Here is a 16,320-nt window from a genome sequence, read left to right on the forward strand (position 1 = left end):
CCGGTGCCGACGCCGCCACCCCCGGAAGGGCTAGCCGCAGGTGAGTGCGCCGTAAGGCGCGGGGAACGTTGCGGTAACCGGCTGGCCGTCGACCGTGCCGGTGACCTTGACCGTCGCCGTACCGGCCGGGACCGTCTTCAGGCGCGAGTTGAACGCCTGGTAGGCGGACTTGCCGGGAGCGACACCGTTAACCGTCTTCGACCCGTACGGCGTGACCAGCTCGATGTTGAGCGGGCCGTCGTCGTCGTTGCGGGCGGTGACCGCCACGTAGGCGTTGGTACCGGTGCACTGGCTACGGGCCGTGACCGTGACATCCCACGCGGGCGGGTCGCCCACGGTGAGGGTCAGTGTGGTCTTGGTGGTACCGGCCTCGCTGACGTAGTCGGGCAGGATGAGGTTGCCGATGACGGTGTACCGACCCGGGGTGTTGACGATGTTCGGGTCGAACTGCCAGTCGACACCGATCGCCTGGTTGTCCCGGGACCCGTCGTTGTACGAGACCTCCACCTTCTCCGGCAGGTACGGCTGCTGGCCCACCTCGACCTTCTGCTGGAAGGTCTCGGCACCCTGGATCGAGATGCCGTCCTGTGCCGTCTCCGGCCGCACGTAGACGCGTGCCTCGGCGATCAGGCCGTACGCGTCGTTGGTGCCGTAGACCACGAACGGTTCGACGTTGGTCTCAGCCACCATGTCCGCCGTGATCGGCTGCCACTTGAACGCGACCTTGCCGCGGGCACCGCTGGCGTACACCCCGTCGAGCTCGCTCGGCAGGGTGGGCACCTCGCCCACGGGCGTCCGGATCAGCACCGGCGAGCGCACCGAGTCGACGGTCTCGCCGTTGGCCCGCCAGCGCAGCACACCCGTGCCAGCGCCGCCGGTCATCAGGCCGAAGATCCGGATGCGCAGGTAGCTGGCCGTGATCGGTTCGAAGTTGAAGTGGTTGTACGCGTTGGTGGCCAGGCCGTTGGCGTACGTCGAGCCGCCCGAGAGGGTGACCGGAGTCCAGGTAGTGCCGTCGTTCGAGGACTCGATGACGTACGTCGTGGCAGTCGGCCGCCGGGTGCCGCCGTTGTCGTCGTACCAGTAGATGTCGGTCGAGGAGAGCCGCACCGGCGAGGTCCACCGGTACTGGATCCACGCCTGGTTCGCCTGGCTGGTGCCGTTGGCCGGCTGGCCCCAGTTGCCCCAGCCGTTGCCGCTGCCCGGGTTCGAGCTGTTCGGCGTGGTGGCCTCGTTGACCCGGTTGTGGTTCTCCCACGAGGCGGTACCGGTGGTGCTGATCGTCGCCGAGGAGCCGAACTCCGCGGTGACCTCCCGCTCGGCGAGCGTCACCGCCACCGTCGCCTCGGTCCGCTTCTCGCCGTCGTTCGCGAAGAACCGGAACACGTAGTCGCCGGCGACAGTACCGGTGACCCGGGTGGCGAGCGCCTTCGAGTCGGCGAAGATGACGCCCGCGCCTGCCGGCTTCGACACGGTCTCCCAGCCGAAGCTGAGCTCGCTGTCGTACGGGATGCCGTCGTCGGAAGCCGTACCGACGAGCCGGGTGGACAGGTTGCCGTCCTGCGAGCCGTCCCGCGTGGCGGTGACCACCGGGGCCAGGTTCGAGACCGGCGGCACGTCACGACCCGAGTTGAACACCTGGATCTCGGAGATCGCGGTGAAGAACGTCGGGTTGTTCGTGAACGCGACCCGCACCTTGCCCGCCGAGACGGTGTTGAAGAGCGCCTCGTTGAACTTCGCCGCCGGCACGGTCGGGTTCTTGGCCTGGTTCGGTACTTCCTTCCAGCCACCGTTGCCGTCCGGCACCTGGATCCACCAGCGCGCCGGCTCGCGGTACCCGCCGGCCTGGCGGTCGCTGACGAAGGTCACCTTGACGTTGTCGAAGGACTTGGCCGAACCCAGGTCGAGCTCGACGTAGCCGTTCTTCTCCGCCGTGCCGTAGTTGCCCCAGTAGGGCTCGTTGGCGGTGACCCCGTCGTTCACGGCGGCCAGCGACACCGGCCGCTCGGTCTCCTTGATGGCACCCGGCGTGTAGTTCATCGAGGTGGTGCTGTAGCCGGGCGTGTGGAACTGCCGCCACGGCGTCGGGCGGATGCCCTGCTGGGTGTACGACGAGCCGAGCGTCGCGCCCTTCGCCAGGTTCGGGGCGTCCTCGGTCAGGTCGATGCCGGCCGTCTTGAGGTAGTCGACGACCCGGTTGTCCTGGATCGGCGTGTCCACCGCGCTCGGGAAGTCGCTCCCGGCGGCCGCGGTGAAGGTGACGTTCAGCCCGGCCTCGGCCTGGACCTGGTTGGTCTTCGGGTCGTAGGTGAACTTGCCGAGCTTGTCGGTGCTGACCTTCTTCTGGCCGTTGATGAACAGGCTGTAGCCCGCGCCGAGGCCGTAGTTGCTGCCGTCCGGGTCCCAGACGATCGTGACGTCCTGGCCGTGGTACCGCAGGTTGTTCGCCATGAAGTGGTCGTAGCCGAACTTGATCGGCCACAGCTCGATCTTGTCATCGGAACGCGGCTGGATACCGGCCATGTCCTCGATGAAGATGTAGTTCATGTTGCCCAACATCACGTGGTTGGGGTTGTTGCGGTTGTACGTCTTCGCGGTCGGGTTCCAGTTGGAGTAGTACTCCGCCTGGTTCGGGGCCCGCAGGTCCGCGTTCGGGTAGATGCTCCAGGCCATCCAGTCCAGCAGGCGCTTGGCGTAGGCCGGGTTGATGTACTTCTGCTCGGGGTCGTAGTGGCGCAGAGCCGAGCGGACACCGCGGTACTGCACGGTGAAGTTGATGTTCGAGAAGTTGTTCGAGCCACCGATCCCGTAGGCGGCCCGGTCGTACTGGTTCGCGGTGTAGAACGGGAAGATCGGGAAGTTGTCGCCGTAGGTCAGGAACCGGAAGCCGTCGACGTACTTCTGGTACTGGTCGAACGGGATGAGGTTCTGGGCGTACACGTCGTAGAGGTTCGACTCCTTCGACGGGATCAGCCCACGGGCCTCCAGCGGCAGCGGGTTGGCCCGGCCGTTGGAGCTGGCCCCGCTGGTGGCGCCGTGCGACGTGCCGGCCAGGAACATCCGCATGTCCGGGCTCCACAGCCGGTTCAGCACCGCGTCGCGGATGCCGTTGGCGCTGGCCGCCATCTGGTCGACCTTTGCCTGGTCGGCGCCGGCGATCTGGTACAGCTGGCGGGCGGCGTCGAAGTCGCCCCACACGTACGCCGACTCGGGACGCTCGATGGTCCGCGCACCGGGCGCGCCGCCGTTCGCCTTCGGGAAGCCGAAGGTGATGGCGTCGGCGTCGTTGCCCGGCATGTAGTTGGTGTCGTACGCGATCAGGTTGTCGTCGTTGCCGTCGTAGTGCTCGAGCTGGCCGACGCCGTCGCCCTCGAAGTACTTGGCGAACTTGGTGGCGACCTCCGTGCCGCCGCCGTGCACGTTGTACGCCTCGAGCCCGGCCGTACCGATGTACTGCGAGTAGTGGTTGTTCCAGCTCGTGTGGCCGGGGCTGTCCAGGAACGCCGAGGAGCCGGAAAGCTCACCGATGTTGAGGATCTGCCCGTACGGCAGGTATGGCGTGCGCAGCCACTTGGTGTCCTGCAGGTGCATCGGCTGGGTCAGCGCCACGGCGTTCTGGTAGAGGTTCACCCCCTCGATCGTCGTGGGGTACTGGTAGGCGTAGCCGGACGCGTTCGCGTCGAGGCTGTTGTAGCGCTCGCCCCACCAGCGGTAGACGATCGCCTTCTCCAGGGCCGGGTCGGGGACGTCGATGTACGGGACGTCCTGCGCCCACTGGCGGTTGAACGCGGTGATGCCGGTGCGGACCGCCTCGGCGGGCGACAGCGCGGCGTAGCTGTTGTACGCCTCCACGGTCTTCGGGAGCGTGGCCGAGGAGACCGCGCCGACGACCGAGAGGGACAGCGAGCCACCGGCCGGGACGGTGACCTCGCGGTCGAGGTTGGTACCGGTACGGGTGAACCCGCCACCGGTGAGGCTCGTCCGGATCGTGTCCCATGCGGTGTCGACGAGCCCGTTGTTGGAGCCGCTGGTGATGGTGCGGGTCCCGGTGAGCTCGGCCGTGCCCTGGCCGGCCTGGGTGGCCAGCGGGGAGGCGGCCCGCACGGTGAAGGTCGCCGCGGCCTCGCCCGGGTTGTTGAACGTGATGGCGGTGACCGCGACGTTGTCGTACGTCATGAACTTCGTCAGGTCAGCGGTGACACCGGTCGTGCCGATGTTGTAGCGGCTCTTCGCGTGGCTTGGCGCGTTGAACCGGTTCGCGTTGACCTCGCTGACCGTCTGCCCAGGAACGGTCACGGTGTACAGGTTGCCGAGGTTGTTGGGGCCACCCACGTACGCGCTGCCGGCGAAGCCCATGGTGGTGAAGTTGTTGTTGCTCGCGCCCCGCATGTAGAGGGAACGGCCGCGGGTCATCAGCACCGCCGACCCGATCGCGCCCTGTACGCCGAGAACGCGGTCAAGGTAGTAGTCGGTGCCGCCGGCCGCCAGGTCCTTCTCGAAGATGGACTGCTGCATGCTCGACGCGGTGAATGGCACGCCGGGCTTGAGCTGGTTGACGACGTCGCCGGTGTTGCTGTAGGTCGGGTCTCCGATGTCCATCACGTGGTTCAACCCGTCGGTGTAGACCCCGACGTCGCCCTCGTTGCCGGGGATGATGGGGCTGGCGGCCTGCGCGGAGGACGGCAGACCAACAGCTCCTCCCACGACCAGCGCGGTTAGAGCGACCCAGACGGTCCCTCTCCTCACGCGTCTACGACTCATGTCGTTTCCTTCCTCATATCGGTGGGGTGAGTGAAGCTAGCTGGGAGTACGCGTGTGAGCGCTAACACGAGGCCGCCGATCATTGGGCGGCGAGCCATACGCGCATCGTCGAGGGGCCGCGGTTGGCCCACGCGTGGTACTCCACAAGCGGCACCTCGGCGAGCTGCTCTCCCCGGACCGGGGTGGCCTCGCTCAGGTCGGTGCGATACGGCCAGTCGTTCTCGTGCGGGTGCACGTGCCAGCCGCGGACGGTGACCCGGCCGTCGACGAGGCGGGGCGGCTGACTGGTGTCGACCCGCAGCGCCTCGACATTCTCGACGCCCGGTACGTCCACGGACTCCAGGGCGAACACGACCGGGCCGCGCTCGACCGCGACGCAGCCGCGGACGGCGTCGATGCGCGGATCGGGGTACGTGAACCGCGGCGCCAGCGGCAGTGAGAGGACGACCTCGTCGCCGCGCCGCCAGGTCCGGCGCTCGGTGACCACGCCCGGGGCGACCGGCCGGGGCTGCCCGTCCACGGTCAGCGTCGCGCCCTCGGCCGCCCAGCCGGGTACCCGCAGCGACAGCGCCCAAGGGGTCTCGTCGTCGCTGTCGACGCGCACCCGGATCTCGCCGTCGCGCGGGTAGTCGGTCTCCACCGTCACGCACAGCCGCCGCCCGTCGGCACGGCTGTGCTCCACGGGCCCCGGCACGTACTGGTGCAGCTGAAGGCCCTCGTCGTCGACCGTCGCGACGTACGCGGTCAGGCTGGCGAGCGTCCGGGCCACGTTCGTCGGGCAGCAGGAGACCTCGAACCAGGGCGCCCGCAGCGAGGCGGCGGCGCGCAGGCTCGGCCGGTCGGCGTCGGGGACGGCACCCAGCTCCCGTCGGTGCAGTGTGTTGGCGTAGAAGAAGCTCCGCCCGTCCGCCGCGGGCGAGGTCGACACGACGTTGAAGAGCGTCCGCTCGATGAGGTCGGCGTACCGGGGGTCGCCGTCGGCGAGCAGCAGCCGCCAGGCGAGCATCACCGAGCCGATACCGGCGCAGGTCTCCGAGTAGGCGCGGTCGGGCGGCAGCACCCAGTCGGGGCCGAACGCCTCGTCCTGGTGGCGGGAGCCCTGCCCGCCGGTGACGTAGGTCCGCCGCCGCACCGCGTTCGTCCACTGGTTGCGGATGGCGTCGAGCAGGCTGGCGTCCTTCAGCTCGACCGCGACGTCGACCGCGCCGGCCGCTAGGTAGTTCGCGCGCACCGCGTGTCCACGTAGGACAGTCGCCTGCCGGACCGGCATCTCGTCCTGGAAGTACTCCCGGCCGTACTCCACGTCACTGAGCCGGCCGTGGCCGCGCCGGTCGACGAAGAGCGCGGCCTGGGCGAGGTAGCGGTCGTCCTCGGTGACCCGGCCGAGCTCCACCAGCGCGGTCTCGATCACCGGGTGCCCGCAGATGCCGTCGATGCCTTCCGGACCGAACGTGTCGCAGATGTTGTCCGCGGCCCGGCGAGCGACCTCCAGCAGCCCGTCGTCGGCGCCGGGACGGGTCCGGGCACGGGCCACGCCGGCCTGGAGCAGGTGCCCGATGCAGTAGATCTCGTGGCCCCACTCAAGGTCGGACCAGCGCGGTGCCTGCCCCGGCCGGCCGAACTTCGTGTTGAGGTATCCGTCGGACGCCTGCGCCGCGGCCACCCGGGCCACGATCGCCCGGAACCGCGATTCCAGAGCCTCGTCGTCGCTCCGGCCGATCTCCCACGCCAGCGCTTCGAGAAACTTGTAGATCTCGGAGTCGGAGAACTCGCGCCCGCGGCGCTCGGCGGCCAGGTCGCCGCCGGTCGCGACGAGGTCGAAGTTGCGGATCCAACCTTCGCGCTCCAGCCAGTGCTCGATGTGCGCGAGGCTCGCGACGGCGTTGACCGACTGCCGCTCGGCCCAGTATCCGCCGGTGATCCGTACGTCGCCCAATCCGAGCGGCCGGAGCCGCCCGCGGATCGGCAGGACAGGTGCCGCGGGTGCGGTGGCTTTCATGCTCAGCCTTTCAGCGCGCCGGACATGAAGCCGCGCACGTAGTGACGTTGAAGCAGGAGGAACAGGATGATGCACGGCAGGGCGAGGATGACGACGCCCGCTTCGGTGGCCCCGTAGTCGACGACACCTTGGACCTGGCCGCGCAGGTTCGACACGGCGAGCGGGAGGGTCATGCGCTCGGTGTCGTTGATGAGGATGAGCGGTGCCATGAAGTCGTTCCACGCGGCGAGGAAGGAGAACAGGCCGACGGTGATCAGGCCGGGCTTCACCGCGGGCAGGAGGATCCGCCACAGCAGGCCCCACGTCGAGCAACCGTCCACTGTGGCCGCCTCGTCCAGCTCGCGCGGTACCGCCTCGAAGGAGATGCGCATCAGGAACGTGGAGAACGGCAGCTGGAACATCGTGAGCACGAGCGCCACGCCGACCAGCGAATTTTCCAGGCCCACCTCGTTCAGCAGCACGTAGAGCGGGATCAGCAGCGTCGCGTACGGCACCATCAGGATCGCGAGCGTGAGCAGGAAGAGGAAGTTCCGGCCCGGAAACTTGAAGCGCGCGAAGGCGTACCCGCCGAGGAGCGAGATCGCCAGCGTCAGCGCGACCGTGAGCAGGGAGACGAACGCCGAGTTGAACAGGTACCGCCAGATGCCGGCCTGGTAGTTGGCGAGCGTCTCGTAGTTGCCGAAGCCCCAGCCGTCCACCTGGTTGGTGGCGGCCTGCGGAGAGACCGAGGCGACCGCGGTCCAGACGAGTGGGGCCACGAAGATCAGGCCCACCGCTCCGCTGAACACCCAGTAGGGCATGCGCAGCGCGATGCCGGCGAAGGTGACACCGGGCTTCCGTTTGCGGCTGGCCGGGGCTCGACCGGCTTTCTGCGCTCCGCCGGTGGCGGTCTGGGTGGAACGGGACATGACGGCCATGCGTCAGCTCTCCTCGGACCGGAAGGCGCGCAGTTGGAACGCGTTGATGATGATCAGGGCGACCAGCACGATGACGGAGATGGCCGCCGCGACGCCGAGGTCGTTCTGGCCCTGGAACGCCACCGAGTAGATGAGCTGCACCACGGTGATCGTGCTGTTGTCCGGGCCGCCCTTGGTCAGGATGTAGAACTGCTCGAAGGCCAGCAGCGAGCCGGTCACGCAGAGCACGGTGGTCAGCGCGAGCGTGGGGCGCAGCAGCGGCAGGGTCACCCGCCAGAAGGTCTGCCAGCGGCTGGCGCCGTCCGAGCGGGCCGCCTCGAAGACGTCCGCCGGGATGCCTTGCAGGCCGACGAGCATGAGGACCATGTAGAAGCCGGCGTACCGCCACACGATCAGGAAGGTCGTCGACAGCAGTGCCGCCGTCGGCGAGCCGAGGAAGTCGAAGCCCCAGCTCTCCATCAGCGGCGCGAGCGGGCTCGCGTACGGCGAGTAGAACACGTAGAACAGCAGCGACGCCGAGGCCAGCCCGAGTGCGCTGGGGATCAGGAACGACGCGCGGAGCAGGTTGTTCCACCGGCTCGACTCCTGCACCAGCAGGGCCAAACCCAACCCCAGGACCAGCAGCAGTACGGTCGCGAGCACCGTGTACTTGACGGTGAACACCACGGAGTCGGTGAAGAAGCGGTGGTCGACCGCCTTCACGAAGTTGTCCGGAGCGTTGAACCCCTGGTCGCCGGTGAGCAGCGGCCATCTCGACACCGACATCTTCACGACGAGCCCCAGCGGCACGACGAACAGCGCCACCACGAAGACGGCCGTCGGTGTCGCGTAGAGCCAGCCGAGCAGGGCATGCCGGCCACGGGGTCGCGCACGGCCCCGCGTGGCCGTATTGGCGCTCATGGGAACCTCTCGTTCGTTCGGCGGAAGGGCTATTGGGGTGCGGGCGGGTGCCGGGCATCGGGCACCCGCCCGCACGTTGGTCTACTGCTGAAGTACCGCGGTGATCTCTTCGTTGTCCTTCTGCAGATCGCCCTTGCCGTTCAGCACCTGGTTGCGCACGAGCGTCAGCCACGGGCTGTTCGGCGCGTTGAACGCCTGCTGGAAGTTCAGCGCGACAGGGGTGTCACCCTGGCCGGCCACCTGGTTGATGGTCACCAGCCGCGGGTCCGCCGTGGCGTACTTGTTGCTCGCCAGGTCGGCACGGGACACCACGTCCTTGTTCTTCGCCAGCACCTCGACCTGGGCGTCCTCGGACATCATCCAGCTCAGGAAGTTCCAGGCCTGAGCCGCCTTCTTCGAGTCCTTGGAGACACCGATGCCGTCACCACCGACGAAGGTGGAGGCACCGCCGCCGGGGCCGGGGATGCCGGAAACGCCGGCCTCGAACGGGGTCGAGGAGAGCAGCGTCGCCGGGTAGAACATCAGACCGACCTTGCCCTCGGTGAACGCGGCCGTCCACGTAGGACCGGTCTCGCCCGCCGAGGAGGGCAGCACCGCGCCGGACTTCCACAGGTCAGCCCAGGTGCTGTACACCTTCTGGGCGGTGTCGTCGGCGAGCTTGGACTCCTTGCCGTCCGGGCTCATCACCTCGGCGCCGCCGGCCCACATGGACGGGAACCAGGTGAAGACCAGGCACCCACCGCAGTTCAGGCCGGCCGCGGTGCCGTAGACGCCGTCCTTCTTCAGGGCCTGGATCTTCTTGGCCGCGTCGGCGTACTCCTCGAGCGTCGTCGGGCCCTTCTCCGGGTCCAGTCCGGCGTCCTTGAAGAGCTGCTTGTTCCAGAACAGCATCGACAGGTCCAGCACGAACGGCAGTACGTGCGGCTTGCCGTCCAGCGTGCCGGCCGACAGGTGGCCCTTGTTGATCTGGTCCTTGAACGACAGGCCGTTGATGTTCGAGCTGAGGTCCTGGAACAGGCCCTGGCTCACCCAGTTCGGCACGTACACGATGTCCGCGGCGAACAGGTCCGGCAGGCCGCCGGAGCCGGCCGCCGCACCCACCTTGGCCACGTAGTCGTCGTTGGGTACCACGGTCAGGCTGACCTTGTTCTGGTGGCTCGCGTTGTACGCGTCCACCAGCAGCTTCGCCTGCTTCTCCAGCGGTGCGCGGGTCCACAGGGTCAGCTCGCTGCCGTCGTCGACCCCGTTGGGGCCGGCCTGGGCCGCGTCCGTACCGCCGCCTCCGTCGTCGCCGCCGCACGCCGCCACGGCGAGCACAAGCGTCGCCGCGAGGGCCCCGGCCAGCGACCGCAGGGCGGACCGCCTGCCCAAGGTTCTTCTCATTTGGTTGTCCTCCTCAGGTTTATGGGTCTTCGTTTCGTTTCGATCGGGCTGCCTACAGCCGCTGTGCCAGCCGGTGGTAGGCGCTGTTCCAGCGGAGGCGGTCGGCGAACGAGCGGTGTTCGGTCGTCGAGTCGATCATGGCAAGCTCGATCCCGGCCATCTCGGCGAAGTCGGCGAGTGCCTCTCGGCCGACCGCGGTGCTGAGCACGGTGTGGTGCGGCCCGCCAGCGAGCAGCCAGCACTCGGCCGACGTGGCGAGGTCGGGGCGGGGCTTCCAGACCGCGCGGGCCACGGGCAGCCGCGGCAGCGGCTCGTCCGGCTCCACGAGGTCGATCTCGTTGGCGGTCAGGCGGAGGCGGCCACCAAGGTCGGCGAGGCCAACCACGATCCCTGGGCCGGGCGCCGCGGTGAAGACCAGGCGGACCGGGTCTTCGCGGTCGCCGATCGACAGCGGGTGGATCTGGAGGCTCGGCCGGTCGCCGGCGATGCTCGGGCAGACCTCGAGCATGTGCGCGCCGAGGACCTTCGGCTCGCCGGGCCCGAAGTGGTAGGTGTAGTCCTCCATGAACGACGTGCCGCCGGGCGCGTCGCCGGCCACCACCTTGAGGATCCGCAGCAGTGCCGCGGTCTTCCAGTCGCCCTCGCCGCCGAACCCGTAGCCGTCGGCCATCAGGTTCTGCACGGCGAGGCCGGGAAGCTGCCGCAGCCCGCCCAGGTCCTCGAAGTTCGTGGTGAAGGCCCCGAAGCCGCCGTCTTCGAGGAACTGCCGGAGGCCGATCTCGATCCGTGCGCCGTACCGCAGGGACTCGTGCCGCTCGCCGCCACGCCGCAGCTCCGGGGCTACGTCGTAGCGCTCTTCGTACTCGCCGACCAGCTTGTTCACGTTAACGTCCGCAACCTCGTCAACGCTCGCGACCAGCGCGTTTACCCCGTACCCGTTGACCGAGACGCCGAGGGTCGCCTGCGCGCCGACCTTGTCGCCTTCGGTCACCGCGACGTCGCGCATGTTGTCGCCGAAGCGCGCCAGCTTCAGGGACCGGGCGGCTCGCCAGCCGGTCGCCGCGCGGGCCCAGATGCTGATCCGCTCGCGCACGGCCGGGTCGCCGGCGAAGCCGACCACGGTCTTGCGGGCCACGCCCAGCCGCGACTGCACGTACCCGAACTCGCGGTCGCCGTGCGCGGCCTGGTTGAGGTTCATGAAGTCCATGTCCAACTCGGACCAGGGCAACGAGCGGTTGGCCTGCGTGTGCAGGTGCAGCAACGGCTTGCCCAGCGCCGACAGCCCGGCGATCCACGCCTTCGCCGGGGAGAACGTGTGCATCCAGGCGATGACGCCGACGACCGCGTCGTCAGTGGTGGCGTCGAGCAGGGTGCGGCGGATCGCCTCGGCCGTGGTGAGGACCGGCTTCCACACCAGACGCGGCCCCGCCCCAAGCCGGCCGCGACCGACTGGCACACGTCGCGCGACTGCTCCGCGACCTGTTCGAGCACCTTCTCCCCGTACAGCGACTGGCTTCCGGTCAGAAACCAGATCTCCGCCGGCTCTTCCGCGATGCCCACGACGGCCCACCCGCCTCTTCCTCGTTCCGAAAACCTTTTCGGAGGATTCTGGCCGGCTGTTACGGTCGTGTCAACAGTTGATTTCCACGCCCTGGTGAAGATCCATCGACTCGCTTCACCTCACGCCGGTTGCGGGCCGAAACATCGAAATGTTTTCGATGATCACGGAGAGTCAGCAAGATCCAGCCGCGGCCTGCGCGCGGCCGCGCGGCGCGACTCAGCCGACGGGCGCGGTCGAGTCGCGCATCACGACGCGGCCCGGATACTGCTCCGACGTGGGCGGATCCCCGCCGTCGATAGCGGCGAAGAGATGCCGGCCGGCGACCGCGCCGAGGCGTTCGAGATTCATGTCGATGCTCGTCAGGCGCGGCCGGGAGTGGGCGGCGATGGCGTCCCAGTTGTCGAACCCGATCACGGAGATCGCATGGGGCACATCGCGCCCGAGGTCACGCAGGGTCTCCAGGACGCCCCGCGCGATCTGGTCGCTGCCGCAGAAAATGGCGTCCACCTCGGGGTGCTGCTCGACCACGATGTGCGCCGCGGCCCTCCCCAGGTCTCGTCCCACGACCCGTAGTACGGCTTGCCGCCGAGCATGGTCAGGCCCGCGTCGGTGAGCGCGGCGGCCGCACCCTCGGCTCGGTCCCGGGCCGCCGCGAAGCCGGGCTCGCCGGTGACGTGGGCGATGTTGCGCCGGCCGCAGGCCAGGAGGTGGTCGATGGCGAGCCGGCCGCCGCCAACGTTGTCGACGGTGATGGAGATGTCGCCCGGGTCGGCCGAGGGGGCGTAGACGTATACGACGGGTACCGGGATGGTGCCAGCCAGTGGCGGCCGGGGGTCGGTGTCGGACCCCACGACGATCAAGCCGTCGACGCGCCGGGAGAGCAGGGCACGGACGTGGTACGCCTCGCGGATCGCGTCGCCGCGCGCGTCGCAAAGGAAGACCGAGACCTGCCCGGCCCCGAAGGCGTCCTCCGCGCCCATCAGGATGGGGATCGAGAACCGGCCCTCCAGGTCGCTCGTGAGCAGGCCGACCGTGCCGGTACGGCCGCCGAGCAGGGCGCGGGCGAGGGCGTTCGGCGCGAAGGAGAGCAGCTCGGCGGCCTTGAGCACGCGGGCCCGGGTGGCCGCCTTGACCTCGTCCCGGCCGTTGATGGCCTTGGACGCGGTGGCCACCGACACCCCGGCGAGCTTCGCGACATCGGTCAGCGTAGGTGCCCGGTTGGCGGGCACCTCTGGCTCAGTACTCATCTGACGCTCCCCTCAGCGACCGACCCCCGGCCGCTCCCGGTAGCGCCTTGACGATCACCTCCTACGACAGTACCGTCCTGAAAACCTTTTCGCCGAAGCCCCACCGCCGGCCTCCGGCCGTCACGCAGCGCCAGTCAGGTCCACAGTGGAAGCGGACACCGGTGACCGGCGCGGGCCGGAGCCCGCGCCGGGGTCGGCTCAGCGGCGGCGCTTGAAGACGCTCTTGGGGATGTGGCCGGTCACGACCTGGGTACGGTCGACGACCTCGGCGTTGTGGTAGTTGACCGCGATCGAGGCGAACGAGTACGCCTTGGGGACGGTCAGGCCCTGGGTCGTGACGAGGAAGTCGACGGTCTTCTCGACCGCGAACCGCATGGCCCGGTCGAGGTCCCAGTGGATGCCCATCATGATCCAGTAGTCGTCGTTCTCGGCCCACGGCAGCTCGGTCACCGTGTTCTTGATCAACGAAATGCGGAAGGTGCCGGAGAGCGAGTGCTCGATGGCGGTACCGCTGACCTCGCCGTCGCCCTGGCAGCTGTGCGGGTCACCCATGAAGATCTGCGCGCCGGGCTGGAAGACCGGCAGGTAGAGCGTCGTACCCGCGATGAGGTCGCGGCAGTCCATGTTGCCGCCGAACTTGCCCGGAGGCGTCGAGTTCTGCACGCCGGTGGCGGGCGGCGGGGCGTCCTCGGTGTTGCCGATGAACTCGCCCGTGGGCGAGGCGACCGCGATGATGCCCATGAACTTGTTGGTCGGGATCTTGATGTCGTCAGAGAAGAAGACGACCTCCTCACCGCGGTACATGCCGGTCCGGTACATGTGGGTACGGACGTCGGGCCAGACACCGGCCGGCATGCCCGGCGGGATCTGGGCGGGGATGTCGAGGCCCACGTCCCCCTCGCGCCAGCCGGGGTAGAAGTTGGCCATGACGCCGCCGGTCGGCGCCGTGCCGTTGAAGCCGTAGGGCACCCGGGTGTCGATGTCGAGGATGTCGATCGCGACGGTGTCGCCCGGCTGGGCGCCCTGGACGTAGATCGGACCGGTCAGGATGTGCCCGCCGTACTGCCGGTTGGTCGCCTGCCGCTCGGGGATGGTGTCCCAGAACGACAGCGCGTCGGGCAGCACCTCGTGCGGCTTGACGCCGAAGGCGCCGAAGTAGTCGCGGGGGTTGACGGACGAGTTGGTGAGGCCCTGCTGGGAGAGGGTGTCGACGCGGACGGTCTCGCCCGATCTCATCGTGAGGGCCGGCTCCCAGCCGATCGGGAAGCCGCCCCAGTGCAGGTGGTCAGGGGTGGACTTGAGGTGGTGCTTCCACTTGGGCTTAGAGCCGCCCTTATGAGCCTGGGCAGGGGCGGCTACGGTGGCGGTACCGGCCGCGACGGTCGCGGCAAGACCCGCGGTCAGTACGCTCCGCCGGCTCGCCGAGCTCCAGTGGTTGGTGGACATGCAGAACCTCCATCGCTACAAGGGCACGGCAGGTCCGAACGCCGCTGATCGGACGCGTCCCTCCGATGATCAAGGTGGGTGGGGTTCACCGTCGCGGTGCGCTGTTTCGGGTGCGTGACGATCTTGCAAATCCGGTGTGCCGCCAATCGAGAAGCACACCAAAGTAGCGGCCCGGATCGCCTTCCGGCCGCAGCGCCGCCAACTCGCCGGCTCGTAGCGTCTGGGCTCGTGACGGTCAGTCTGCACGCGCCATCCGGACCCGTGGCCCCGGCGGAACGGGCGCTCGGTCCGGACCTGGCGCGCGGTTTCATGCTGCTGTTCATCGCGCTGGCCAACTCGCACTACTTTCTGAGCGCCCCGGTGGTGCTGGGCGGGTACCCGCAGGACGGCTCGGCGCTCGACTCGGCCGTCACCTGGCTGATCGCCACCTTTGTGGACGGTCGGGCGTTTCCGATGTTCGGGCTGCTGTTCGGGTACGGCGTCGCGCAGATCGTGCGCCGGCAGGCCGAGCGCAAGCCCAGCGCCGTCCGCCTACTGCTCTGGCGGCGGGCCGCCGTACTCGTGGTCGTGGGCCTGCTGGACGCGCTGCTGTTCTTCGTCGGCGACATCCTGGCCATGTACGGCGTGCTGCTGTTCGTGGGCGCGTGGCTGGTACGCGTACGGGACCGCTGGCTGCTGACGATCGCGCTGGGCTTCATGGTGCTCGTCTCGATGCCCAGCCCGGACTCGATGTCGATCAGCCCGAACGGGCCGGACGCGTCGATGCTCCCGCCGGACGTGATCACGATGATCGTGGAGCGGGTACCGATGGCGCTGTTCGTCGCCGGGCTGGGCCCGTTCGGGTTCATGTGCCCGTTTCTGATCGGCCTGTGGGCGGGCCGCCGGCGCATCCTCGAGCAGCCCGAGCGGCACCGTACGCTGCTGCGCGTCACGGCCGTGGCCGGGATCGGCATCGCGGTGCTCGGTGCCCAGCCTGTCTCGCTGATGCTCGCGGGCGTGGTGGCGCCCCCGGACCAGTCGACGCTGGACCTGCTGGGCCCGCTGCACGACAGCAGCGGCGTCCTGGGCGGTTTCGGGTACGCCGCCGTGCTGGCCCTCATCGCGGCCCGGCTCGGCGCCCGCCGCGGGCCGGTGGTCGACGCGATCGCCGCCACCGGCCAGCGGTCGATGACCTGCTACCTGATGCAGTCGCCGGTTTGGGCGCTCATCTTCACGCCGTTCCTGCTCGACCTGTCCGGCCCGCTCGGCGTCACGAGCATGGCGCTGCTGGCCACCGCCACTTGGGTGCTCACTGTGGTGGCGGCCGACCAGATGCGCCGAGCCGGCCGCCGAGGCCCGTTCGAGCAGCTGGTCCGCCGCGTCACGTACGGCAGGACAGGCCCTAGCGGCCGGCGGCTGCCTGCTTGATCAGGTCGGCGGCCACGGCGGGCTGGGAGACGTAGATGGAGTGACTGCCGGTGGCCTCCACCACGGTCGAGCCGGCCCGCTCGGACATCATCCGTTGGGCCGGCGGCGGGACCATCCGGTCCTCGGTGGAGATCAGGTACCAGCTCGGCTTCGCGCGCCACGCCGGCTCGTTGATCGCCCCGCTCAACGCGTCCACGCCCCACGGGACCTGGGCGTCAGCCATGAACGCGGCCTGCGCGTCCGGGAGGTCCCCGGCGAACGCCTCCTGGAACTTGTCCCGGTCCAGGAACAGGAAGCCGTCGGCCGGAGGCAGGATCGGCGGCGTCGGCGCTCCGGGCGGCGGGTTGGCGATGAGCGTGTTCACCGACTCGCCCTGGTCCGGCACGAACGCCGCGATGTACACGAGGGCGGTCACCTGCGGATGGTTGCCCGCCTCGGTGATCACCGCACCGCCGTACGAGTGCGCGACAAGCACGGTCGGGCCGGTCTGGCGGTCGAGGACCACCCGGGTGGCCTCGACGTCGCCGGCGAGCGACACCGTCGGGTTCTGGACGATGCTCACCTGGTAGCCGTCCTGCCTGAGCAGGTCGTAGACGCCCTGCCAGCCGGATCCGTCCACGAAGCCGCCGTGCACGAGCACGACATTTGACGCCGCTGGTGAAGTCACGAGCTGAGTGTGGACCTGAGCGAGGGTACGGC

Annotated in this window: 9 protein-coding genes and 2 pseudogenes; 1 reads left to right on the top strand and 10 read right to left on the bottom strand. The window is 69.1% G+C overall.

Annotated elements, in window-relative coordinates; genetic code table 11:
* Positions 1-30: 30 nt before the first annotated feature.
* The 9 genes and pseudogenes from Pflav_RS20125 to Pflav_RS20160 all read right to left on the bottom strand — a co-directional run bounded on the left by Pflav_RS20125 (position 31) and on the right by Pflav_RS20160 (position 14,214).
* On the bottom strand, positions 31-4,761 hold the full coding sequence (locus tag Pflav_RS20125) for a galactose-binding domain-containing protein (protein ID WP_173037529.1): 4,731 nt from the start codon (positions 4,759-4,761) through the stop codon (positions 31-33).
* 79 nt (positions 4,762-4,840) lie between these two features.
* The gene (locus Pflav_RS20130; RefSeq protein WP_173037530.1) at positions 4,841-6,760 is read right to left on the bottom strand and encodes a glycoside hydrolase family 127 protein; all 1,920 of its coding nucleotides are present in this window, start codon (positions 6,758-6,760) and stop codon (positions 4,841-4,843) included.
* Between the two features lie 2 nt (positions 6,761-6,762).
* Positions 6,763-7,677 (bottom strand): carbohydrate ABC transporter permease, encoded by a 915-nt coding sequence (locus tag Pflav_RS20135; RefSeq protein WP_173037531.1) that lies wholly within the window; start codon positions 7,675-7,677, stop codon positions 6,763-6,765.
* Positions 7,678-7,680: 3 nt separating this feature from the next.
* Positions 7,681-8,577 (bottom strand): carbohydrate ABC transporter permease, encoded by an 897-nt coding sequence (locus Pflav_RS20140; protein WP_173037532.1) that lies wholly within the window; start codon positions 8,575-8,577, stop codon positions 7,681-7,683.
* 81 nt (positions 8,578-8,658) lie between these two features.
* Complete coding sequence (locus Pflav_RS20145; RefSeq protein WP_173037533.1) at positions 8,659-9,960, bottom strand: ABC transporter substrate-binding protein; 1,302 nt, start codon at positions 9,958-9,960, stop codon at positions 8,659-8,661.
* Positions 9,961-10,012: 52 nt separating this feature from the next.
* Positions 10,013-11,514, bottom strand: a pseudogene (gene araA / locus Pflav_RS20150) (L-arabinose isomerase).
* Between the two features lie 223 nt (positions 11,515-11,737).
* Positions 11,738-12,085, bottom strand: a complete 348-nt coding sequence (locus Pflav_RS47520) for a substrate-binding domain-containing protein (RefSeq protein WP_269474520.1) — start codon at positions 12,083-12,085, stop codon at positions 11,738-11,740.
* Between the two features lie 50 nt (positions 12,086-12,135).
* Positions 12,136-12,768: pseudogene (locus tag Pflav_RS47525) on the bottom strand (LacI family DNA-binding transcriptional regulator); the annotation flags it as partial.
* Positions 12,769-12,966: 198 nt separating this feature from the next.
* Positions 12,967-14,214, bottom strand: coding sequence for an acetamidase/formamidase family protein (locus Pflav_RS20160; protein ID WP_173037534.1), 1,248 nt, complete (start codon positions 14,212-14,214; stop codon positions 12,967-12,969).
* 228 nt (positions 14,215-14,442) lie between these two features.
* Between Pflav_RS20160 and Pflav_RS20165 the strand changes: the two genes are divergently transcribed.
* Positions 14,443-15,621, top strand: a complete 1,179-nt coding sequence (locus tag Pflav_RS20165; RefSeq protein WP_197938653.1) for a DUF418 domain-containing protein — start codon at positions 14,443-14,445, stop codon at positions 15,619-15,621.
* Here Pflav_RS20165 and Pflav_RS20170 read toward each other — a convergent pair.
* Complete coding sequence (locus Pflav_RS20170) at positions 15,596-16,288, bottom strand: alpha/beta hydrolase (RefSeq protein WP_197938654.1); 693 nt, start codon at positions 16,286-16,288, stop codon at positions 15,596-15,598. The two genes, Pflav_RS20165 and Pflav_RS20170, sit on opposite strands and share 26 nt — an antisense overlap.
* Between the last annotated feature and the right edge of the window lie 32 nt (positions 16,289-16,320).

The organism is Phytohabitans flavus (assembly GCF_011764545.1).
In the GTDB taxonomy this organism is placed as follows: Bacteria; Actinomycetota; Actinomycetes; order Mycobacteriales; family Micromonosporaceae; genus Phytohabitans; species Phytohabitans flavus.